Origin of the sequence: Streptomyces sp. SirexAA-E (assembly GCF_000177195.2) — a bacterium.
In the GTDB taxonomy this organism is placed as follows: domain Bacteria; phylum Actinomycetota; class Actinomycetes; order Streptomycetales; family Streptomycetaceae; genus Streptomyces; species Streptomyces flavovirens.
Genome location: NC_015953.1, coordinates 4848955 through 4870973, shown reverse-complemented (window position 1 = coordinate 4870973; position 22019 = coordinate 4848955). Strand labels below are relative to the sequence as shown.

Genomic DNA, 22019 nt, shown 5'->3' with positions numbered 1-22019 from the left:
CGCATGGACCGCGGTTCCGCGCGACCCCGGGCGCTCCGCCCCACGATGGGTCCATGAGGACTACCCCCGCCCTGCGTGCCACCGCCCTTGCCGCCACCGCCACCGTGCTGCTGCCCCTGGCAGCCTGTTCGGACGACAGCGGGGGCGCGGACCGGGCAGGGCCGTCCGTCGCCTCGACGGCGTCCCCCACGAAGACGCCCAAGGATCTGGCGTCCCAGAAGCTCGACTGGAAGCGCTGTCCGGCCCCGAACAACGCCCAGGGCAGCGGCACGGCCCCCTCGCCCCTGCCCGGCGGCACGGCCTGGGAGTGCTCCTTCATGGACGTCCCCCTGGACTACGGCGACCCGGACGGACGGACCATCGAGCTGGCGCTCGTCCGCGCCAAGGCCAAGGACCGGGACCGCCGGCTCGGCTCCCTGGTCTTCAACTTCGGCGGGCCGGGTGCCTCGGGCGTCGCGACCCTGCCCGCCTTCGGCACGGCGTACGACGCCCTGCGCACCCGCTACGACCTGGTGAGTTTCGACCCGCGCGGGGTCGGGCGAAGCGAGGGCGTCCGGTGTTCGGACGACAAGGCGCTCGACGCCCGCTACGAGATGGACGGCACCCCGGACGACGCCAAGGAGCAGAAGGCGTTCGTCGACGACCTGAAGTCCTTCGTCGCGGACTGCGAGAAGAACTCCGGGGAGGAGCTGCCCTACGTCGGCACGACCAACGCCGCCCGGGACATGGACCTCCTGCGCTCGGTCCTCGGCGACGACAGGCTGAACTACTTCGGCATCTCCTACGGGACCGAGCTGGGCGGCGTCTACGCGCACCTGTTCCCCAAGAAGGTCGGCCGTGCCGTCCTGGACGCTGTGGTGGACCCCACCGAGGACGCCGAGAAGTCCGCCCTCGGCCAGGCCGAGGGCTTCCAGCTCGCCCTGGACAACTTCACCGCGGACTGCGCGAAGCGGGACGACTGCAAGCTCCCCGGGTCGACCTCCCAGGAGGTACAGGACTGGATCGCCGACATGCTGCAGAAGCTGGAGCTCAGGCCCGTCCCGGGGCTCGGCGAGCGCGAACTGACGCAGACCCAGGCCACCACGGGCATCGCGTCCGCCCTGTACTCCAAGGAGACCTGGCCCCTGCTCGAACAGGGTCTCGACGAGGCGGACGGCAAGAACGGCGGGCTGCTGCTCGCGCTCGCCGACTCGCTGAACGGCCGCACCGAGGACGGCCACTACGACAACTCCGGCGCCGCCAACACGGCCATCAGCTGCGCCGACTCCGAGCAGCGGTTCACCGTCGAGCAGACGAAGGCGGCGCTCCCCGCGTTCCGCAAGGCGTCCCCCGTCTTCGGCGACTACCTGGGGTGGGGCCTGATGTCCTGCACGGGATGGCCCGTCGCGGGCACCTGGGACACCCCGGACGTCAGCGCCCCGGGCGCGGCCCCCATCCTGGTCATCGGCAACACCGGTGACCCGGCGACCCCGTACGCGGGCGCGAAGGCGATGGCCACCGAGCTGGGCAAGGGGGTGGGCGTCGAGCTCACCTACAAGGGCGAGGGGCACGGCGCGTACAACGGCGGCAGCACCTGTGTGCAGAAGGCCGTGGACGGCTATCTGCTCGACGGCAAGGTCCCGGCCGCGGGAACGGTCTGCGACTGACCGCCGGACGGGTCGCTGTCGGTGGCGCCGATTAGCATGGCCGCACATCGGCCGGTGCGCGCCGGCCGGCTGCGGACGGCCGTGGGCTGCCGCCTTCGGGCCTCGGGGGAGGGACGCGCGTGCGAGCACACGAACGCGCCCGGCGGGCCGTGGCCCTGGCCGTGGCGGGTCTGCTGACGACGGGACTGCTCGCGGGCTGCGACGCCCCGGGCCCCTCGTCCTCCGGTTCTTCGGGCTCCTCCCCGTCCGGCCCGCAGGGCACGGCGTCCGCGCAGCCGGTCTGGGAGCGCTGCCAGGCGCCCGAAGGCGGCAGCGCACCCGGCTCCGCATGGCGCTGCGCCACCGTCGACGTCCCCCTGGACTACGCGAAGCCGGACGGCGCCACCCTCTCCGTCGCCCTGATCCGCAAGCAGGCCACGGACAAGAGCCGGCGGCTCGGGTCGATGCTCTTCAACTTCGGCGGCCCCGGGGGCTCGGGCGTCGGGATACTGCCGCGCGCGGCGGTCGCGTACGGCCGGCTCAACACCCGTTACGACCTGGTGGGCTTCGACCCGCGCGGGGTGGCGGCCAGCTCGGGGGTGCGCTGCCGCGGTGACGCCGAGCAGGAGAAGGCCTACCGCGAGGTCGACATGACGCCCGACACGCCGGCGGAAGAGGCCGCCTTCATGGACGACGGCGCGGACTTCGGGGCCGGCTGCGCCCGCCTGTCCGGCCCGGTCCTCGCCCACGTCGGCACGGCGAACGCCGCCCGGGACATGGACGCGATCCGCCGTGCCCTCGGCGACCGGACGCTGTCGTACTTCGGCGTCTCCTACGGTACGGAGCTCGGCGGGACGTACGCACACCTCTTCCCGGAGCACGTGGGGCGGATCGTGCTGGACGCGGTCGTCGACCCGACGGCGGACGCGGTGGGCCACGCACGCAACCAGGCGATCGGCTTCCAGCGGGCGCTGGACAACTACTTCACGGACCGCGGGGAGGCCCCGGAGGCGGGGACGCGGCGGCTGGAGGAGCTGCTGCGGCGGATCGACGAGGAGCCCTTGCCGACCTCGTCCGGGCGTGAGCTCAACGAGTCGCTCGCCGTCACCGGCATCGTCGCCCCGCTCTACTCGAAGCGGAACTGGCCCTCCCTGACGGCGGCGCTCGCCGAGATCGGGGCCGAGGGCACGGGCGACCGGCTGCTCGCCCTGGCCGACTCGTACAACGGCCGCGACGCGAAGGGCCGTTACGACACCCAGAGCCACTCGCAGCGGGCCATATCCTGCGCCGACACCAAGGCCCGGCCGACGGCCGAGGAGGCCAGGGCCCTGCTCCCGGAGTTCCGGGAACTGTCCCCGGTCTTCGGGCCGTTCCTGGCCTGGGACACCGCCGGATGGTGTGCCGGCTGGCCGGTCGACGGTGAGCGCGACACCCCGGAGGCGAGCGCCCCGGGTTCCCCGCCGGTGCTGGTCGTCGGCACGACCGGTGACCCGGCGACGCCGTACGAGGGGGCGCGCGCGTCGGATGGCGGACGAGCTGGGCGAGGACGTCGGCGTCCTGCTCACCAACAAGGGTGAGGGGCACGGGGCGTACGGCGAGAGCCGGTGTGTGACCTCGCTGGTCGACGCCTACTTCCTGGACGGAGAGGTCCCCGCGGACGGCCGCACCTGCCCCTGAGGCCCGGCGTACGCGAGGGGGCCGGCTCCACGGTGGTGGAGCCGGCCCCCTCGCGTACGACCCGGTACCTCTAGTAGACCGGCTTCTCGGGCTCGATCTGGTTGACCCAGCCGATGACCCCGCCGCCGACGTGCACGGCGTCGGAGAAGCCCGCGGACTTGAGCACCGCGAGGACCTCGGCGCTGCGGACACCGGTCTTGCAGTGCAGGACGATGCGCTTGTCCTGCGGGAGGTCCTGCAGGGCGTTGCCCAGGAGGAACTGGTCCTTCGGGATCAGCTTGGCGCCCGGGATCGAGACGATCTCGTACTCGTTCGGCTCGCGGACGTCGATGATCTCGATCTTCTGGTCCTCGTCGATCCACTCCTTGAGCTGCTTGGGAGTGATCGTGGAACCGGCCGCCGCCTCCTGGGCCTCCTCGGACACGACGCCGCAGAAGGCCTCGTAGTCGATGAGCTCGGTGACGGTGGGGTTCTCACCGCAGACCGCGCAGTTCGGGTCCTTGCGGACCTTCACCTGGCGGTACTGCATCTCCAGGGCGTCGTAGATCATCAGACGGCCGACCAGCGGGTCGCCGATGCCGGCGAGCAGCTTGATGGCCTCGTTGACCTGGATGGAGCCGATGGACGCGCAGAGCACGCCCAGGACCCCGCCCTCGGCGCAGGAGGGGACCATGCCGGGGGGCGGCGGCTCCGGGTAGAGGCAGCGGTAGCAGGGACCGTGCTCGGACCAGAAGACGGACGCCTGGCCGTCGAAGCGGTAGATCGAGCCCCAGACGTAGGGCTTGTTCAGCAGGACCGCGGCGTCGTTGACGAGATAGCGGGTGGCGAAGTTGTCCGTGCCGTCCACGATCAGGTCGTACTGGGCGAAGATGTCCATCACGTTCTCGGCTTCGAGCCGTTCCTCGTGAAGGACCACGTTCACCAGGGGGTTGATCCCCTGCACGGTCTCCTTGGCCGACTGGGCCTTGGACTTGCCGATGTCCGCCTGGCTGTGGATGACCTGGCGCTGCAGGTTCGACTCGTCGACCTCGTCGAACTCCACGATACCGAGCGTGCCGACACCGGCCGCGGCCATGTACATCAGGGCCGGCGAGCCGAGGCCGCCGGCGCCGACACAGAGCACCTTCGCGTTCTTCAGCCGCTTCTGCCCGTCCATCCCGACATCCGGGATGATCAGGTGGCGGGAGTACCTGCGGACCTCGTCGACGGTGAGCTCAGCAGCTGGCTCGACCAAGGGTGGCAGCGACACAGGAACCTCAACAATGCAGGTGGTCGGTTTCTACGTACTTCATCTACGTACGGTTGTTCTCCCGCAACACTGCCACGGGCCTCCTCATTCCGAGATACCGGGTCCGATCCGCGAGACGAATTCGTCCCAGTAGCTGGGCAGCGCCGCGAATGGGTCGGTTTGCCCCTCGGTGCCGTGCCGGTCCGTGAAGAAGATCGTGCCCGCGCCGTGCCAGCGGGCGATGCGCATGGCCTCTTCGAGGTGGGTGCGGGGCACCCCGTGGACGAAGTGTGCGAAGCGGCTCGGCCGGTAGGCGGCGGTCCACTCGGCGACCTGGGACCAGCGGTAGTCGGTCCACCGCCCCCGGAAGGTGACCAGTTGATCGGCGGCCTCGGCGTATCCCGGGTAGGGGTGGGTGCCGTGGCCCAGGACGATCCGCCCGCCGCCGGAGGGGCCCGGGTGATCGTCCAGGAGGGCCGCGAGCGTGCTGGTGAGCCGGCGGACGGCGGGCAGGCCGGGGCGGCCGGCGGGACAGCGGTCGAGGTAGAAGCCGCCGACCTGGTACCAGTCGAGATAGGACCGGGCGTCCGCGATCAGCTTCTTGAAGGGACGGCTCCCGAAGGCCAGGTCCAGGTGGCCCAGCAGTCTGCCCCCGGCGGCCCGGACGGCGTCGAGCGGTGTCTCGTCGCCGAGGGCGCGTTCGCGGGCGTTGCGCAGGCGTCCGGCGGCCTCCAGGCAGTGCGGGTCGGGCCGGGCACCCGGGCCGTTGTCGATGTTGAGCACGGCCCAGTGCAGCGGCGTCCCGGGGCGGTTGAGCTCGGCCCATTCGGTGGGGGCGAGCAGCGGGTGGGCGTAGCCGGGGACGCCGACGCCGACCTGTTCGGCGCCGCCGGCCCGCAGCTCGGTGCCGGTACTGGTCAGATGCGGCACGCCGCCTCCATCCAGATGTCGGCGAGGGACTCCTCCAGGTTGATCCGCGGGCGCCAGCCGAGCCGGTCGCGCGCGGTCCGCACATCCGCCTGCTGCCAGGCTCCGCAGCCGTCGGGGTACGGGGACGGGGTGGCCGAGAGGTGCTCGACGACGGATTCGGCGGAGGCGCGGGGGGCGCCGATGGGGAGCCGGCCGGGCGGCGTGTCCAGCTCGTGGAGCGCCCCGCCGTACCCGGCGACCCTGGCGAGGACGGCCGCGGCGTCGCGGAGGCGTACGGCGCGTCCGGTGCCGATGTTGACGACGCCCTGGGCGGCGGAGAGCGAGGCGGCGTGCACGGCCCGCGCCACGTCCCGTACGTCGACGAAGTCGCGCTGCACACCGAGGCCGCTGAGCCGCAGTTCCGGATCCCCGGACTGGATGGCGCGGCGCATCGTCTCGGCGAGCCTGCCGAGCGGGGACCCCGCCGGGGTGCCCGGCCCGACCGGCGAGAAGACCCGGAGCACGACGGCGTCCAGCCCGGATCCCAGGACGAGTTCGGTCGCGGCGAGCTTGCTGACGCCGTACGGGCCGCCGGGGCGGGGCACGGCGTCCTCGGCGGTGGAGGAGCCGGGCTGCGAGGGCCCGTACTCGGAGGCGCAGCCGACCTGGACGAGGCGGGCGCTGCATCCGCTGCGGCGCATGGCCTCGCAGACGGTGGCCACGGCGACGGTGTTGTGGCGGGTCAGTTCCCGGGCGCCGCCCCGGGTGGCGCCCGCGCAGTTGACCACGACCCCGGGGTGTACGGCGTCCAGGAAGCGGGTGAGCGCCCCCGGGCTGCCTCCGGCGAGGTCGAAGCGCACGTCCGCGTCGTCGCCGCGGCCCAGCGCGGTGAGGTGCACGGCGGGGTCGGCGAGCAGGCGGTCGGCGACGAAGCGGCCGAGGAATCCGTTGGCTCCGAGCAGCAGAACCCTCATCACGCGCCCCCTCGCTGCCGACGGCGGGCTGCCGGTACTGGGGTTTGGGGGGTCATGTCCGGTGTCTCCTTTGAAGAAGGTGTGCGATACGGAAGGTCCGCGGCGTCGGCTCCGCGGCGTGGGAGGGGGCGGTCCGGCTACACGGTGGCGTGGGCGGACGCCCGGGTGAGGGTGACGGAGGCGTGGATCAGCAGCCCGAGGGCGGCGACGCCGCAGGCCAGGGCGGGTACTCCGGCGGTGCCGACGGTGCCGACGAGGAGGTCGACGGGCCGGGCCAGGAAGCCGAGCCCGGGCAGCCGCCCGGCCAGGACCAGGAAGGTGCCGGCCACTTCTACGGTGCAGGCGGCGGCGAGTCCGGTGGCCGCGGGTTCCGGGAAGCCGTGGACGGCCAGCAGCCGGGCCAGGAAGAGCAGGACGCCGAGGGCAGCCGGGGCCGTCAGGGGGCCGCCCCCGTGGCCGAGGCCGGCGAGGCGGAGCAGGACGGTCACCGCGCACAGATGCAGCGCGACGACACCGAACAGCAGGGGGCGCACGCCGGCGCCGAACTCGGCCAGGGCATGGCTCCCGGCCAGCCTGTGACGGGCGCGGACGGCGAAGAGGTGCGCGCACCAGGCGGCGGGCAGTACGGCCAGGGCCAGCCCGAGCAGCGGGGCCGGTGCGGCGGTCCAGTCGCCGTCGGGGCCTCCGCTGATGACCTGGGCGAGCAGGTCGTCGCCGTACACGGCGTAGCCGAGGAGCCAGCAGACGTACAGAGTGACACCCCCCGCGCCGTCCGGTGCCCGCAGGGGGCCGCCGCGCAGGCAGAGCCGGAGCCCGACGAGGACGAGGAGCGCGCCGGCCACCGTGAGGGCGATCCGTGCCTGACCGCCGAGCACCCCTTGGGTGGCCCTGAGCGCACCCGCCGTGGCGAGGCAGGCGGCACCGGGCAGCATGGCGAGCAGCGTCCATCCGGCTCGCCCCTCGGTGCCGGAGCCCGGGCGAGGGGGGCGCGCGGGAGCGGGCCGGGCCGCGCCGGGTACGCGGGCGTAGAGCTCCTCGGCGAGCGAGAAGACGTCGCGGTGCCGGTAGCGGGCGGCGGTACGGTCGGTCAGCCCGTGGGCCTCCAGGCCGGCCGCGATCTCCAGCGGGTCGACGGCCCGTTCGCACAGGTCGCGGTGCCGGTGCATGAGCACCTTCACCGGGTCGACGGGACCGCGCCTGGCACCGGCTCTGCGGCCGGGGTGGTACGCGATCTCGGGCGCCCGCACGGCGGTGCGCACCGCCCCGGGGACGGCGCTGTCCGGTCCCCAGGGGCGCGCGGCGACCTCGCCCGCGCGTCCGTCCAGATCCGGGGTGACGCCTTTCCCGGGCTCGCCCCGGGGCACCCGGCCGGCGAAGCGGGCTCCCTGGGGCGCCCTGTCCGGGCGCGCTCCCTGGGCGGCGCCCGTGGAGCCGCCGTCGGGCGGGAGGCCGCCAGGCACACCGCCCGCCCCCGTCTCCTCCTCCGTCGCGGGGGCGGTTCCGGCGACCGCACCGCGCTCCTGGCCGGTCCCGGGCCCCGGACGGCCGCCGCGGGGGCGGGAGCCGCCCCGGGCCACGTCAGGTCCCTCCAGGCCGTCGGCCGCCGACGGCGCCCCGTCTCTCGGCGCCCGCCCGGCCCATTCCGGTACCCGCGTGCCGGCGGTCCGGGCGGGCGCCTTCGCGTCGGCGGCCGCGTCGACCGCCGGTGCGGCGAGCGGCCCCGGGGCCGTCTCGCCGGACCGGGCGGGTCCCGGGGCAGGGGTGTCGGCCGGTCGGCCCATGGGACGTCCTCCGTGGTCATGCATGGCTGTTCCCCGTGCCGGGTGCGCCCGCGCACACGCCCTCCGCCTCCGCGCCGGCGGCCCAACTGGGCACCCGTGAAGCCCCGGGGGCCACCGGGGCCGGTGGCAACTGCCCCAGCACATGGGCCTCCGGGGGCGTGGCGAACGGCCGTGGCGGGCCGGTGAGCTGCGCCCGTTCCGCCTCCGCCGCCCAACGCGCCGGGGCGTGCGCCACCAGGTCCAGGTAAATGCCGCGGAAGGCGGCGAGGTTCTGTTCGACGGTGAAGAGTTCGAGCGCCCGGGCGCGCGCCGCCGCACCGAGACGTGCACGGCGCTCGCGGTCGCGCAGCAGCGCGATGCAGGCGTCGGCGAGCGCCCTCGGGTTACGCGGGGGCACCACCAGCCCCGTACCGCCCACGACTTCCACCACGGCGCCGACGTCCGTCGAGACGGTGGCCCGTCCGCAGAACATCGCCTCGACCAGGCTGACGGGGAAGCCCTCGACCACGCTGGACAGGACGACGACTCCGCCCGCCGCATAGGCCTCCGCGAGGTCGGGCACCTCCGGTCCGCCGATCTCCTCGAAGGTGACGGGGCTGTCGCCGACGGCGTGGGCGTCGGTGGCCTCGTCCGGGAAGAGCTGGGCGGCGAGCGCCGTGCAGTGGGCCAGGTACGCGTCGCCCTCGTCCCCTGGGGCCGGGGCGCCGAAGATGCGCAGCCGGGCGTCCGGCTCGGCACGGCGCACCTCGGCGAAGGCGTGCAGCAGGCCGATCAGGTCCTTGGCCGGCTCCATCCGTCCGATCCACACCAGCGTGCGCGGGCCGCCGTGGTCGTCGGCCTCCCCCACGCCTCGGAACCGCTCCGCCTCCATCCCCGGGTAGACCGTGCGCAGAGCGGCGCGGTCGGCCCCGCAGCGCTCCTGCCAGCGGCGGACGTGGGTGTTGCCGGGCGTGATGACGGAGGCCTGCCGGTACACCTCGCAGGCCAGCCGGCCGTGGAAGGCGGCCAGCAGGGCGCGCACCGGAGCACGGAACGGGGCATCGGGCGCCGCCAGGTAGTGGGCCCGCAGCGGCACCTGGTGCTCCGTCACGAGCAGCGGCACCCCGAAGAAGCGTTTGGCCAGCAGCCCGGGAAGGGATGCGGCACCGCCGGAGGCCGCGTGGCACAGGTCGACCGCACCGAGGCTCTCCTCGCCGTACCAGTCGAGGGAGAGGGGGCGGAGGGCGCGTTCCAGCTCCACCGCGAAGGCGAGGTAGTCGGGGACGGTGGCGCCCTGGACCGTCCGCCCGGCTCCAGGGGCCCGGCAGGCCGACTCGACGATGCGTACGGTCGCCTCGGAGCGCAGGGCCGTGGACAGTCCGCCACGCTCCCTGGCCAGTTCGGCGAGGCCGTAGAGGCCTTCGGTGAAGGCGTCCGCCGCCGGGCCACCCGGCTCCCCCGTCTCCGCCCCGGCGCGGAGCGAACCGACGAGCGCCGTCACGTGCGCCGTGAAGCGCCGTCGGTCACGGCGGCCGTACGCGCGCCCCAGGCCGGTGGCGAGCCTCCCCGTCAGTCCTCGCGGCGGCCCCGTCCGGCGGGTGCCGGTGCCGGAGGTCCACAGCGGAGCCGTCCGGACGCGGCCGATCCCGTCGGGAAGCCTGACCCATCCCTGCTGTTCCTGACGGGCGGAGCGGCTGAGCGCGTAGAGGTCGAACTCGTGCTGGGGCAGGCCGCGTACGAGACGGTCGCACCAGAGCCTGGACTCACCCGTCGCATACGGATAACCACCGTCCGTGAGGAGTCCGATCCGCACGAGTACACCCCCGATCTCCCTTGTGGACGGCCGACGTTGATCGGCGGCCGGCAGCGGGACGACCGTAAGCGGATACGCCGGTGGTGCGACGGACGGTTGTCCGTCGCACCACCGAAAGGGGTGAACCGGCGTAACTTTCCCGCCCTCGTCGCGTTCAGTCGCGAGAGGAGGTGCCTTGGTCACACGGAGTCAGGCAGCGGCCAACTCTTCGCGGGCCGCGGCACCGGGAGTCATTTCCCGGGGTACACCCAGGGGTTGGGCAGGCACTTGATGCCTTCGAGGTCCAGCGTCTTGGTCTGCTGCTGCATCACGGGGGCGAGGGCACCCGGGGTCCGACAGCTCTCGTGGTTGTGTCCGAGCCGGTGGCCGACCTCGTGGTTGATCAGCATCTGTCGGTACGTCAGGAGCTTGTCCGGACCGAACGTCGAGGCGCCCTGCGCCCAGCGGTACGCGTTGATCATCACGCGGTCGGTGGCGGCGGAGTCGCAGGAGACGTTGTCCTCGGTGGTGTCCAGACCGGACTTCTCGCACCAGAGGGCGGTGGTGCCCGGACTGGCGAGGGTGATGACGAAGTCCGGCTCCCCCGAGGAGATGCGCTCGAAGGTCATGGCACCGTTGTGCGCCCAGCTCCGGTCGTCGTTGAGCGTCTGCTGCACGGCCTCGGCGAAGAGCCCGGCGTCGAGACCGAGACCCTTCTCGACATCGATGCGGTACCGGTGTTTGTGCCCCTTGCCGGGCGCCTTCGCGAGCCCCGGGACCGCTTCGAACGCCCCGGAGGCCGTCAGGTCCGGGGCGAGCGGGTAGGGCTCGGCCATCTTCTGGGCGTACGAGAGGGGCTTGACCCCCGCCCGCTGCGCCTGCGGGGCCGGCCGTTCGTCGTGGCGGGAGACGTCCTGGGACGCGTCCCGGTCGACCTCCGAGGCACCGGGGCCGCCGGAGGCGCTCCCGGAGTCCTGCGCCACCTGCCCGGCCACCACGACCGCGAGCACCGTGGTGACGGCCGCGGCCGCGATACCCGTGAAGGCGCGCCCCTTGCCGCCCTTGGAGTCCCGGGGGGTGCCACTGCCGTCCTCGGCACCGTCCGGCTCGGTGGCGGCCCCGGGGGCCTCCTCGGACGCCTCGGACGCGTCTTCGCGACGGGGGGCCTGCCCGGAGGGGGACGGGCCGGTGTCGAACGCCTCGACGAACTCCCTGCGCGGGCCCGGTATGAGCGGGGCACCGGCCGCGGGATCGGACGCCGCGGTGCGCCGGGTGGCGGCGCGCTGCGCGGCCTGCTGGGCGGTCAGCTGACGGGCCACCGCCTGCCGGGCGTAGGCGTCCTGGCTCCGTCCGGCCCGCCCCTGCGTCCCGTCGTGCCGGGGCTGCGGGCCGGTCCCCCAGCCGCCGCCCGGCTCACGCTGTTCGGGGTGCCCGCCGCGCACGGGCGGTGCGTCGTGGAACGGGGTGTGGCCGTCCCCCGCGGGCGGGGTGGCGGTGTCCCGCCTGCGCCTGCCACGGCCCGGCCCGACGCCGTCCGCACCCCCCTCGCCGCCTGCTGCGGCCTCGCGCCCCGTGGCCTCAAGGCCCTTACGGCTGTGTCGTCCCACGCCCCGGATCAGCTCCCGCCGCGTTCGTCGAGCAGTTCCCGGAACGCCTGGGCGATCGCCTCCGGGTACTCCATCATCGCCACGTGCCCCGCGTCGGGCAGTGTCAGCAACCGCGAGTCCCGAAAGGCCGCGGACGCCCTGCGCGCCATCCGGTACGAGACGAGCTGGTCCCTACCGCCGTACACGAGCAGGGTCGGTGCCAGCACCCGCTCCGCCTGGCGCCACAGTCCGTGCTGTCCGCCCAGGGTGTAGGCATCGACGATGCCCCGGGCCGAGCGCGTCATGGCGTCCCAGAAGTACGGCAGTTCCAGTCGCCGCTCCATCTCTGCCACCGCATGACGGAAGGCTTCCTCGGAGACACGTGCCGGATCGCCGTAACAGAGTGCCATGACACCACGGGTGCGCTGCTCCGCCGTCCACTCACGGGTGAGCCGGGCGAACAGGGAAGCGACGCCCGGGAGTGCGAGAAGTCCGGTGGGTACGGCGGGCCGCTGCACCCGGATCTCCGGCAGGGCCGGGGAGACGAGCGTCAGCGTGCGCACCAGGTCGGGCCGCGCGGCCGCGACCCGGGTGGCGACGGCGCCCCCCAGGGAGTTGCCGAACAGGTGGACGGGGCCGCGCCGTTCCGCGTCGAGCAGCCGGATCACGGCCCTGGCGTGCCCCGCGATCGAGTAGTTGCCGTCGTCCGGCGGCGGGGAGTCGCCGAAGCCGGGCAGGTCGACGGCCTCGCCGTCCACCACGTCGGCCAGCAGGGGCATGAGCGCGGACCAGTTCTGCGAGGAACCGCCGAGCCCGTGCACGTAGAGCGCCGGGGCGAGCCCTTCCTCCGCGCCGGGGCGGGAACGGACGGCCAGGGTGAGGCCGGGCAGTTCCACGTTGCCCAGTTCCTCCCCCTCCGCGACCCTGACGGCGCTGACCGTGGGGGCCACGGCGGCAGCGGCGGCGGCACGGGCCCCGGACAGCTCGGTCGAAGACATGCGGCAATGTTACGAGACGATCACGTGCCGATTCATGTGTTCGCGGTCACAGGCCGCATAGCATCTCCCCGGTGTTGCTCCTAGGCTGCAAGAGAAGGAAGGGAGCACATATGACGGTCGACCCCACCGATCCGGAGACCTTCGAGGACACCCCGTCCGAGGACGAGCCGGACCAGGAGGCCCCCGAGGCCGACACCGCGGAGCAGCGCACCGACGTCCGCCCCGAGCGCGACGAACCGCTCACGGACATCGACCCGAACGCCGCCGACGAGGCGGATGCGGCGGAACAGGCTCGCGTCGTCCCACAGGATGAGGACGATTACCGGTAGTACGTTCCGCTTTGTCGCATCATCCGACGGATACACGGCTGTCGCAGCCGTCCGGTCCGTGAAATTCTGCGTCCGCGCCGCGCGCACCCGGGTTACTCAAAAGTACGATGTCCCCATGGCGCGGCGTGCACGGAACGGCTGTGTCGGACCACGAATTTGGGAGGCGGCGTGACAGCCATCGAGCAGACCGAGGCGGCGCGCCCGCGGGGCACCCGGCTGCCCCGCCGCGCCCGACGCAATCAGCTGCTGGGCGCCGCGCAGGAGGTCTTCGTCGCGCAGGGTTACCACTCGGCGGCGATGGACGACATCGCGGAGCGGGCCGGGGTGAGCAAGCCGGTGCTCTACCAGCACTTCCCCGGCAAACTGGAGCTCTATCTCGCCCTGCTCGACCAGCACTGCGAGTCGCTGCTGCAGGCGGTCCGTACCGCCCTGGCCTCGACGACCGACAACAAGCTGCGCGTCGAGGCGACGATGGACGCCTATTTCGCGTACGTCGAGGACGAGGGAGGGGCCTTCCGCCTGGTCTTCGAGTCGGACCTGACCAACGAGCCCGCCGTGCGCGAGCGGGTCGACCGGGTCTCGCTCCAGTGCGCGGAGGCCATCTCCGACGTCATCGCGGGCGACACCGGGCTGTCCAAGGAGGAGTCCATGCTCCTCGCGGTCGGTCTCGGCGGTGTCTCCCAGGTGGTGGCGCGCTACTGGCTGTCCAGCCGGTCGGGCATCCCCCGGGACACCGCGGTGCAGCTGCTGACCTCGCTGGCCTGGCGCGGTATCGCGGGGTTCCCCCTGCACGGCACCGACCAGAGCTGATCCGGACTCCCGGCAGGGCGAGGATTCGCACGCGCCGTCCTCGCCCCGGCACTCACCGCGTCGTCGACGGGTGCCGGTGTTCGCTCCCGGCGTTGCCGGTCGACCCGTGGTCCGTCCCTTGACCGGGCTAATGTGTGCTGCGTACGGCGCGGTTCACCGCGCAGAGACGGACCGTCGGAGGGACATAGCCGTGGAGGTCAAGATCGGGGTCCAGCACACGCCCCGGGAGATCGTTCTGGAGAGCGGACTTTCCGCCGAAGAGGTCGAGAGTGCGGTCGGCGAAGCGCTCAGCGGCAAGGCGCGGCTGCTCAGCCTCACGGACGAGAAGGGCCGCAAGGTCCTGGTGCCGGCCGACCGGATCGCGTACGTGGAGATCGGCGAGCCCGCCACCCGGCGGGTGGGGTTCGGCGCGCTGTAGACCGCGCGCCCGAGCGGACAGCGGCAGAAGAGGAAGAGGCCTGGCGGCTGTCCGCCAGGCCTCTTCCCGGTTTCGTCCCGGCCGTCGCTCGGTGGGGTTCGGATGGCTCCGTGGAGGGTTGTGTTCCGCAGGCCAGGGGTAGGACGGCCTACGACCGACATGCCCGTCACGCCATCAAGCGAGGTGACCTCAGTGCTCTGGGAACCCATCAGCTCCGTCGTGCTCGGCCTCGTCCTGTCCTGGGTCGCGCTGCGCTCGCTGCCCGGCCGGCTTCCGTCCGCCAGGGCGGTGTTCGTCACCGGTGCGCTGGGCTCCCTCTTCGGCGCCTACCTCACGCACTCCACGGTGGGGCCGGGCCACGTCCTGGCGATCCCGGTCGGCGCCGTGCTCGTCGGGGCGGTGACCGTGTCCCTGCTGATCCGCCCGCGCGGCCGCCGGCCGGTGCGGTCGGTGACGGCGCAGTAGCCGGCGGGCGGGCGGCAGGTCAGGCCGCGAGTCCGAGCGCGGCCATCCGCTTGGTGTGCGCCTCGGTGATCCGGGAGAACATCCGTCCGACCTCGGCGAGGTCGAAGCCGTCCGCCACACCGCCCACCAGCATCGTCGACAGCGCGTCGCGGTCGGCGACGACCCGCTGGGCCTGCGAGAGCGCCTCCCCCATCAGCCTCCGCGCCCACAGGGCGAGCCTGCCGCCCACCCGGGGCTCCGCCTCGATGGCACCGCGGACCTTCTCGACGGCGAAGTTCCCGTGGCCGGTGTCGTCGAGCACCGCGAGGACGAGGGAGCGGGTGTCCGTGTCGAGGCGGGCCGCGATCTCACGGTAGAAGTCACTCGCGATGGAGTCCCCGACGTACGCCTTGACCAGGCCTTCCAGCCAGTCCGAGGGCGCTGTCTGGCGGTGGAACTCGTCCAGCGCCTTGCCGAACGGCTCCATGGCGGCGGCCGGGACCTCGTCGATCGCGGTGAGCCGGTCGGTCAGCTGCTCGAAGTGGTGGAACTCGGCGGACGCCATCCGCGCCAGCGCCGCCTTGTCACCGAGGCTCGGGGCGAGTTTCGCGTCCTCGGCGAGCCGCTCGAAGGCCGCCAGCTCCCCGTAGGCGAGCGCGCCGAGCAGGTCCACCACCGCGGCGCGGTACTGGGGGTCGGCGGAGGCGGTTGCCCAGTCCTGGGCGGCGATCCCGGTGGGTGAGGGGGCTCCGTCGATTGCTTCCGTGGCGTTGTCTGGCGTCTCCATGGAGCGCAGAATAGCCCGCTCGTGCGGGGGCGGAAGGCCGCGGTCAGCCGGATACATCACACCGTTCCCATGAATTCGCCCAACACACATGCGCGAATCCGGGGTACAGTGGTATTGCGCTTACTGAGCATTTTCCTGTGCCCGGAGCGCGACCTTGAATGAGGATGCCCGGTCGGTGGCCCGATCGGCTCCGACCCGACAGCCCTCCACGCGGGGCGTACGACACGTACGACCGCAGATGAGGGGCCCCCTCAGCGGCACGAGCGCTCGAGCGACGGCAGTGGTCCCGCGCCACCCGGCCCATCCACGGCCGGATGACCAACCCAGGCACGGTTGGACCCCCAGCGTTCGCCTCGGGCCGCGTCTCACAGAAGAGGCAGCACCCTGACTACGTTCCGCGACCTCGGAATCCTTACCGAGACGGCCGAAGCCCTCGAGGCGGTCGGCATCACGTCCCCCTTCCCCATCCAGGAGATGACGCTCCCCGTAGCGCTCTCCGGCTCCGACGTCATCGGCCAGGCCAAGACCGGCACCGGCAAGACGCTCGGCTTCGGCCTCCCGCTCCTGGAGCGGGTGACCGTCCCCGCCGACGTCGAGGCGGGCCGGGCCACGCCCGACCGGCTGACGGACGCGCCGCAGGCGCTGATCGTCGTCCCCACCCGCGAGCTGTGCCAGCAGGTCACCAACGACCTGCTCACCGCCGGCAAGGTCCGTAACGTCCGCGTCCTCGCGATCTACGGCGGCCGGGCCTACGAGCCGCAGGTCGAGGCCCTCAAGAAGGGCGTCGACGTGGTCGTCGGCACGCCGGGCCGACTGCTCGACCTGGCGGGCCAGCGCAAGCTCGACCTCTCGCACATCCGCGTCCTGGTCCTCGACGAGGCCGACGAGATGCTGGACCTGGGCTTCCTGCCCGACGTCGAGCGCATCATCACCATGCTTCCGGCGAAGCGCCAGACCATGCTGTTCTCGGCGACCATGCCGGGCGCGGTGATCTCGCTCGCGCGCCGCTACATGTCCCAGCCGACACACATCAACGCCACGTCGCCCGACGACGAGGGCACGACCGTCAAGAACACGACGCAGTTCGTGTACCGGGCCCACTCGATGGACAAGCCCGAGATGGTCTCCCGCATCCTCCAGGCCGAGAGCCGCGGGCTCGCGATGATCTTCTGCCGGACCAAGCGGACGGCCGCCGACATCGCCGAGCAGCTGGAGCGGCGCGGCTTCGCCTCCGGCGCGGTCCACGGCGACCTCGGCCAGGGCGCCCGTGAGCAGGCGCTGCGCGCCTTCCGCAACGGCAAGGTGGACGTCCTCGTCTGCACCGACGTCGCCGCTCGCGGCATCGACGTCGAGGGTGTGACGCATGTCATCAACTACCAGTCGCCCGAGGAGGAGAAGACCTACCTCCACCGCATCGGCCGCACCGGCCGCGCGGGCGCCAAGGGCACCGCGATCACGCTGGTCGACTGGGACGACATCCCGCGCTGGCAGCTGATCAACAAGGCGCTGGGCCTGAACTTCCCGGACCCGGTCGAGACGTACTCCACGTCCCCGCACCTGTACGAGGACCTCGGCATCCCGGCGGGCACCAAGGGTGTGCTGCCGCGTGCCGAGCGGACCCGGGCGGGTCTGGGCGCGGAGGAGATCGAGGACCTCGGCGAGACCGGTGGCCGCGGCCGCAAGTCCGCCGCGACGGCCCCCGCCCCCCGCGAGGAGCGGGCTCCGCGCACGCCGCGCCAGCGTCGTCGTACGCGGGGCGGCTCCACCGTGGCCGAGGACGCCGCGTCCGTACCGGCGCCTTCCGTCGAGGCGGACGGCGACGACACGGCGCAGCCGCGCACCCCGCGTCGCCGCCGCCGTACCCGCGTCTCCCTGGCCGAGGGTGTGGCCGAGGCGGGCGTGGCGGTGGCGGAGGCTCCGGCCGAGGCGGAGGCCCCTGCCGCACCCGCGGTGGAGGACGAGCAGGCCGAGGCCAAGCCGCGTCGCCGCCGTACCCGCGCCGCCGCCCCCGAGGCGGTGGCCGAGGCACCGGTCGCGGCCGAGCCCGCGCCGCGTCGCCGCCGTACCCGCGCCGCCGCCCCCGAGGTCGTCGAGGAGGCGCCGGTGGCCGAGGCGAAGCCGCGTCGTCGTACCCGTGCGGCGGCGCAGCCCGCCGCCGAGGCGGTTGTCGACTTCCAGACCGTGGCCGTCGCCGCGGCCGTGGCGGAGCCCGTGGCCACCCGGCCGCGTCGCCGCCCGCGCGTCGTCAAGCCCGTTGTCGACGAGGTCGACTTCCAGATCGCCCCGGTCTCCGAGCCGGTGACCGAGACCCGTCCGCGCCGCCGCAGCCGCGCGGCGGCCAAGCCGAAGACCGAGGCGGTGGCTTCGGTCTCCGCCGTGGCCGAGGACGCGGCGGCCCCGGCGAAGCCGCGGCGCCGCCGGGCGACCACCGCGGCGAAGGCCGAGAGCGCGCCGGTGTCCGAGGCGGTCGTCGGCGAGGACGCGGCGCCCGCGAAGCCGCGCCGCCGCCGTGCCCGCGCGACGGCGTCCGCCGACTCGGCCGAGAGCTGATCCCACCGCATCCCCTCCAGGGCCCCGGCCCCGCACATCGCGGGTCCGGGGCCCTGTGCGTGCCGCCGCGCACCCCGCCGGTTTCGAGCGGCCTCTGCCCCCGTCCGTCGGCGGCGCGCTGGGCCCGGCGATAGCCTCGGTCCATGAGTCGGCCGCCCACCTTCACCCCGCCCCCCTGCGCCCGAGCCCGCGTGCTGCGCACCTCGCGCGGCGATTTCGCCGTGCTGGACTCGGCGCCGCGCTCCCCGGCTCACGCCACCGCCCTCCTGCTGCCGGGGTACACCGGCAGCAAGGAGGACTTCATCGCATTGCTCGAACCCCTGGCGGACGCCGGGTTCCGGGTGGTCTCGGTGGACGGCCGCGGGCAGTACGAGACCGCCGGTCCGGACCGCCAGGAGGCCTACGCGCAGGCGGAGTTGGCCCGTGACGTGCTGGCGCAGGCCGAGGCCCTCGGCGAGGCCGGCGGCGTCCATCTGCTGGGGCACTCCCTCGGCGGGCAGATCGCCCGTGCCGCGGTACTGCTCGACGCCGCGCCGTTCCGCTCGCTGACCCTGATGTCGTCCGGGCCCGCCGAGATCGTCCCGGCCCAGCAGAAGAAGGCGCGGATGCTGAGCGACGCGCTGGCGGGGCTGACCATGGACGAGGTCTGGACGGCGATGCGCGCCCTGGACCCGCCCGAGGACGCCGACACGGGAGGCGGCGAGGACCTCCGCCGCCGCTGGCTGCGCCACCATCCGGCGCAGCTGATCGCCACCGGCGCCCAGCTCTCGGCCGAGCCCGACCGGGTGGACGAGCTCGCCGCGCTGGGGCTCCCGGTCCACGTGGTCTCGGGCGAGCGCGACGACGTCTGGCCCGTGCCGTCGCTGGACGCGATGGCACGGCGGCTGGGGGCCCGGCGCACCGTGATCGAGGGTGCCGAGCACTCCCCGAACACGGCCAGGCCCGGCCCGACGGCGGCCGCGCTCGCCGCGTTCTGGAACTCCCTCTGACCGACCCCGGGTCCGGGGCCCCGGGTCCGGGTCAGTACTGCGCCTGGAGGTGCTGCCAGAAACCGTCGCGCAGGGCGCGCCGTAGGTGGGCGTGGCCGCGGAGCGAGTGCTGGAGCAGCCGTTCGGCTTCGACCAGCAGGTCCTGGTCGACGGACCCGGGGAGGTAGGGATGGCCCGGCAGCAGATCGGCCAGGGACTCCCTGCCGCGTGCGGAGAGCCAGCCTGCGGCGATCTGCGCACCGACGAAGCGCACGTCCTCGCGCCCGGGGGCGGGGCTGTCGTCCTCGTACATCGTGACGGGGCGCCGGGTGACGTACGGGCGGCAGAAGTCGAGGTCGAAGGTGCGCTGGCTGTCGACCTCCCAGAGCAGCGGCTCCGCCTGGTTGCGCCCCTCCCCCGCCTCGATGCCCCAGAGGTGGACGCGGGCGCCGTAGCCCTGCGCCGCTTCCACCGCGGAGACCAGGTCCTCGTCCCCGCCCACCAGGGCCGCGTCGCTGATCGCGCGGTGCCGGGCGAGCGATTCGAGGTCGGAGCGGATGAGTGAGTCGACGCCCTTCTGCTGGTTGTTCGCGTTGAGGTTGCCGAGTCTGACCTTCACGTCGGGGAGTTCGGCGATGGACTGCTGCTCGACGGTGTGGATCCGGCGTCTGGCCCCGTCGTACCAGTAGACGCGCAGCAGCCTGCTGTCCGCGAAGATGGTGCGGGCCTTGTCGATGAAGGCCTCGATCAGCCCTTCCGCGTCGAGGTCGAAGGACCGGCGGTCCTCCGTGCCGGTGACGAGCAGTCCGGCGGCCGCGTAGACGTAACCCGCGTCCACGAAGATCGCGTGGGTGGAGGGTGTCTTGGACACCTCGGCGAGTACGCGCTGGAGCAGTTCGTTGGTGCGGTCCAGCCGCTCCCGGATGCCGGTGTCCGCGTCCGGCTGCGGGTCCGTGGGATTCATGCGGCCCTCATCGGCTGCACATGGTTCATTACCGACGGGTACTTAGGCATCCAAAAAATTTCCTTAGCATAGGGAATGTTTGCAGTCAGCAAGCCGTTGTACCCCTTGTGGAGCGCGAGCCGGAGACGGCTTGTGCTCCCATCCTTGCGGACGGCCCACCCGTCCGATACAGCAGTTCTCCAGCAGGAGGATCAGACGAAGGGAAGCCATATGCGCTTCGAGATCACGCGACTCGACGACGTCGACGGTACCGCCGTGGACAGCACCGTCGTGGACGCCGCCTCCGTCAACCGGATCGTGCAGCAGGCCGCCGCCATAGGCCAGCGCATCCTGATCCGGCCGGCCGACACGCCGGCTTCGTAACACCGTGCGCCGCCCCGCGCGGTCGAGTTGAACGACGCGCCCCCGTCCGGAAGGATTCCGGACGGGGGCGCAGTGGTGTCCGGGGTCAGGAGTTCTGGATGACCTGGGTGACGCCGTTGATGATCTGCTGGACGGCGATGGCGGAGAGCATCATCCCGGCCAGCCGTGTCACGAGCACGACCCCGCCGTCCTTGATCACGCGGATGATGAGCAGCGAGTAGCGCATCGCCAGCCAGAGGACCACGTGCATGGCGACGATCGCCGACCACACGGACAACTGGCCGCCGACACCGTCCGCGTGCTGCACGGCGAGGATCACGGAGACGATCGCGCCGGGCCCGGCGAGCAGCGGCATCCCCAGCGGTACGAGGGCCACGTTGACGTCCTTGGTCTGCGTCGGCTCGTCCGTCTTGCCGGTGAGCAGGTCCAGCGCGATCAGCAGCAGGAGCAGTCCGCCCGCGATCATCAGCGCCGGCACGGAGACGTGGAGGTAGTCGAGGATCTGCTGGCCGAGCACGCCGAACACGGCGATCACGCCGAAGGCCACGGCGACGGCCTGGAGGGCCATCTTGCGCTGCACCTTGGCAGGCCGCCCAGCGGTGAGGGCCAGGAAGATCGGGGTGATTCCGGGCGGATCCATAATCACAAAAAGGGTGAGAAAAAGGGATCCGAAGACAGCGACGTCGAACACGGTGAGCCTTGCGAGAGGAGGAGGGAGGAGCGGGTCGGGACGGGAGGCGCACACGCCGGGGCCGCAGGACGCGACCGGGCGCACAGAAGTGCGGCAAGAGGTGACGCGGAGGAACGGGGTGCGCGGGGAGCGCGTTACGCCTGGCGGTCTCCGCCGGCGCCCGGCACCGGGAAGGCTCCCGTGGCACGCCGGGTGATCTCCCCGTAGATCTCCGGGTCGGTCGTGTACTCGCCGATCCGGACGGTCTTGCGGGTGCCGTGGTAGTCGCTGGACCCCGTGGGCAGCAGCTCCAGCTCGGCGGCGAGGGCGCGCAGCCGGGCCCGGGTGGGCGCGTCGTGGTCCATGTGGTCGACCTCGATGCCGTCCAGCCCGGCGGCCGCCAGGTCCGCGATCACGGATTCGGGCACCACCGCGCCGCGCTTGACGGCGAGCGGGTGGGCGAAGACGGTGACGCCGCCCGCGGCCTTGACCAGCCGGACCGCGTCGAAGGGGTCGAGCTCGTGCTTCTCGGCGTAGGCGCGGCCGCCGTTGCCGAGCCAGGCCGGGGTGAACGCGTCGGAGACCGAGTCCACCACGCCGAGCTCGACGAGGGCGCTGGCGACGTGCGGGCGGCCGACCGAACCGTCCCCCGCGATCCGCGCGACCTGCTCCCAGGTGACCGGGACGCCGATCTCCTGGAGCTTGCGCACCATGGCCTTGGCCCGGGGCACCCGGTCGTCCCGCACCAGCTCGCGCTCGCGGGCCAGTTCGGGTTCGGCGGGGTCGAAGAGGTACGCCAGCATGTGCAGGCCGACGCCGTCGACGCGGCAGGAGAGCTCGGCACCCGGGACGAGCGTGAGCCCTTCGGGGAGGGCGGCGGCCGCCTCCGCGTGACCGCCCACCGTGTCGTGGTCGGTGAGGGCGACGACGTCGAGGCCCGCGGCGGCGGCCCGGGCCACCAGCTCGGCGGGGGTGTCCGTACCGTCCGACGCGGTGGAGTGGGTGTGCAGATCGATGCGCACGACGCGGACTCCGGTGCTGGTGGACGGACAGGGGGACGCTCAAGGATAACCGGCGCGCGCCCCCGCCCGGGCCCTCCGGGCCGCCTTCCGCATCACACCCCGGGCCCGGAACCCGGGCGCCGCGGGCCGGCCCGACGGCGTCCGG

At 73.2% G+C, this 22019-nt stretch carries 19 protein-coding genes and 1 pseudogene; 9 read left to right on the top strand and 11 right to left on the bottom strand.

Going from position 1 to position 22019, the window contains the following annotated elements:
• Positions 1 to 53 precede the first annotated feature (53 nt).
• Together SACTE_RS21905 and SACTE_RS21900 are read left to right on the top strand one after the other, a co-directional pair.
• Complete coding sequence (locus SACTE_RS21905; RefSeq protein ID WP_014048201.1) at positions 54 to 1646, top strand: alpha/beta hydrolase; 1593 nt, start codon at positions 54 to 56, stop codon at positions 1644 to 1646.
• A 149-nt stretch (positions 1647 to 1795) separates the two neighbouring features.
• Positions 1796 to 3302: pseudogene (locus SACTE_RS21900) on the top strand (alpha/beta hydrolase).
• A 70-nt stretch (positions 3303 to 3372) separates the two neighbouring features.
• On the opposite strand, the gene moeZ reads toward SACTE_RS21900, so the two are convergent.
• From moeZ to SACTE_RS21865, 7 genes are all read right to left on the bottom strand, one after another.
• Positions 3373 to 4551, bottom strand: coding sequence for an adenylyltransferase/sulfurtransferase MoeZ (moeZ, locus tag SACTE_RS21895; RefSeq protein ID WP_014048200.1), 1179 nt, complete (start codon positions 4549 to 4551; stop codon positions 3373 to 3375).
• Between the two features lie 84 nt (positions 4552 to 4635).
• Positions 4636 to 5460: a spherulation-specific family 4 protein gene (locus tag SACTE_RS21890; RefSeq protein WP_014048199.1), complete on the bottom strand. Its 825-nt coding sequence runs from the start codon at positions 5458 to 5460 to the stop codon at positions 4636 to 4638.
• Complete coding sequence (locus tag SACTE_RS21885; protein WP_014048198.1) at positions 5448 to 6413, bottom strand: NAD-dependent epimerase/dehydratase family protein; 966 nt, start codon at positions 6411 to 6413, stop codon at positions 5448 to 5450. The genes SACTE_RS21890 and SACTE_RS21885 overlap by 13 nt, the downstream gene beginning before the upstream one ends.
• Positions 6414 to 6550: 137 nt before the next feature.
• Positions 6551 to 8194 (bottom strand): hypothetical protein, encoded by a 1644-nt coding sequence (locus tag SACTE_RS21880; RefSeq protein WP_014048197.1) that lies wholly within the window; start codon positions 8192 to 8194, stop codon positions 6551 to 6553.
• A gap of 16 nt (positions 8195 to 8210) precedes the next feature.
• The gene (locus SACTE_RS21875) at positions 8211 to 9986 is read right to left on the bottom strand and encodes a DUF3492 domain-containing protein (protein ID WP_014048196.1); all 1776 of its coding nucleotides are present in this window, start codon (positions 9984 to 9986) and stop codon (positions 8211 to 8213) included.
• Between the two features lie 230 nt (positions 9987 to 10216).
• Complete coding sequence (locus SACTE_RS21870; protein WP_014048195.1) at positions 10217 to 11572, bottom strand: DUF3152 domain-containing protein; 1356 nt, start codon at positions 11570 to 11572, stop codon at positions 10217 to 10219.
• An 8-nt stretch (positions 11573 to 11580) separates the two neighbouring features.
• On the bottom strand, positions 11581 to 12549 hold the full coding sequence (locus SACTE_RS21865; RefSeq protein ID WP_014048194.1) for an alpha/beta hydrolase: 969 nt from the start codon (positions 12547 to 12549) through the stop codon (positions 11581 to 11583).
• Between the two features lie 110 nt (positions 12550 to 12659).
• On the opposite strand from SACTE_RS21865, the gene SACTE_RS21860 reads away from it, so the two are divergent.
• From SACTE_RS21860 to SACTE_RS21845, 4 genes are all read left to right on the top strand, one after another.
• On the top strand, positions 12660 to 12878 hold the full coding sequence (locus SACTE_RS21860) for a hypothetical protein (protein ID WP_014048193.1): 219 nt from the start codon (positions 12660 to 12662) through the stop codon (positions 12876 to 12878).
• Positions 12879 to 13046: 168 nt separating this feature from the next.
• Positions 13047 to 13688, top strand: a complete 642-nt coding sequence (locus SACTE_RS21855) for a TetR/AcrR family transcriptional regulator (RefSeq protein ID WP_014048192.1) — start codon at positions 13047 to 13049, stop codon at positions 13686 to 13688.
• A gap of 190 nt (positions 13689 to 13878) precedes the next feature.
• Positions 13879 to 14106 (top strand): DUF3107 domain-containing protein, encoded by a 228-nt coding sequence (locus tag SACTE_RS21850; protein WP_014048191.1) that lies wholly within the window; start codon positions 13879 to 13881, stop codon positions 14104 to 14106.
• Positions 14107 to 14298: 192 nt separating this feature from the next.
• Positions 14299 to 14571, top strand: a complete 273-nt coding sequence (locus tag SACTE_RS21845) for a hypothetical protein (protein WP_014048190.1) — start codon at positions 14299 to 14301, stop codon at positions 14569 to 14571.
• 19 nt (positions 14572 to 14590) lie between these two features.
• Here SACTE_RS21845 and SACTE_RS21840 read toward each other — a convergent pair whose 3' ends face one another.
• Entirely contained in the window at positions 14591 to 15337 is a 747-nt protein-coding gene (locus SACTE_RS21840) for a ferritin-like fold-containing protein (RefSeq protein WP_019992392.1), read from the bottom strand.
• A gap of 474 nt (positions 15338 to 15811) precedes the next feature.
• Here SACTE_RS21840 and SACTE_RS21835 point away from each other — a divergent pair, with 474 nt between their 5' ends.
• Complete coding sequence (locus SACTE_RS21835; protein ID WP_019992393.1) at positions 15812 to 17887, top strand: DEAD/DEAH box helicase; 2076 nt, start codon at positions 15812 to 15814, stop codon at positions 17885 to 17887.
• Positions 17888 to 18030: 143 nt separating this feature from the next.
• Positions 18031 to 18876 carry an alpha/beta fold hydrolase gene (locus SACTE_RS21830; protein ID WP_026358944.1) on the top strand — a complete coding sequence of 282 codons (846 nt, stop codon included), beginning with the start codon at positions 18031 to 18033 and terminating at the stop codon, positions 18874 to 18876.
• 31 nt (positions 18877 to 18907) lie between these two features.
• On the opposite strand, the gene SACTE_RS21825 is transcribed toward SACTE_RS21830, so the two are convergent.
• The gene (locus tag SACTE_RS21825) at positions 18908 to 19819 is read right to left on the bottom strand and encodes an NYN domain-containing protein (RefSeq protein WP_014048186.1); all 912 of its coding nucleotides are present in this window, start codon (positions 19817 to 19819) and stop codon (positions 18908 to 18910) included.
• Positions 19820 to 20029: 210 nt separating this feature from the next.
• Here SACTE_RS21825 and SACTE_RS34660 point away from each other — a divergent pair, with 210 nt between their 5' ends.
• A complete protein-coding gene (locus tag SACTE_RS34660) occupies positions 20030 to 20182 on the top strand; it encodes a hypothetical protein (RefSeq protein WP_014048185.1) in 153 nt (50 codons plus the stop codon).
• An 85-nt stretch (positions 20183 to 20267) separates the two neighbouring features.
• Here SACTE_RS34660 and SACTE_RS21820 read toward each other — a convergent pair whose 3' ends face one another.
• Complete coding sequence (locus SACTE_RS21820; RefSeq protein ID WP_014048184.1) at positions 20268 to 20873, bottom strand: MarC family protein; 606 nt, start codon at positions 20871 to 20873, stop codon at positions 20268 to 20270.
• A 134-nt stretch (positions 20874 to 21007) separates the two neighbouring features.
• Positions 21008 to 21874, bottom strand: a complete 867-nt coding sequence (locus tag SACTE_RS21815; RefSeq protein ID WP_014048183.1) for a PHP domain-containing protein — start codon at positions 21872 to 21874, stop codon at positions 21008 to 21010.
• Between the last annotated feature and the right edge of the window lie 145 nt (positions 21875 to 22019).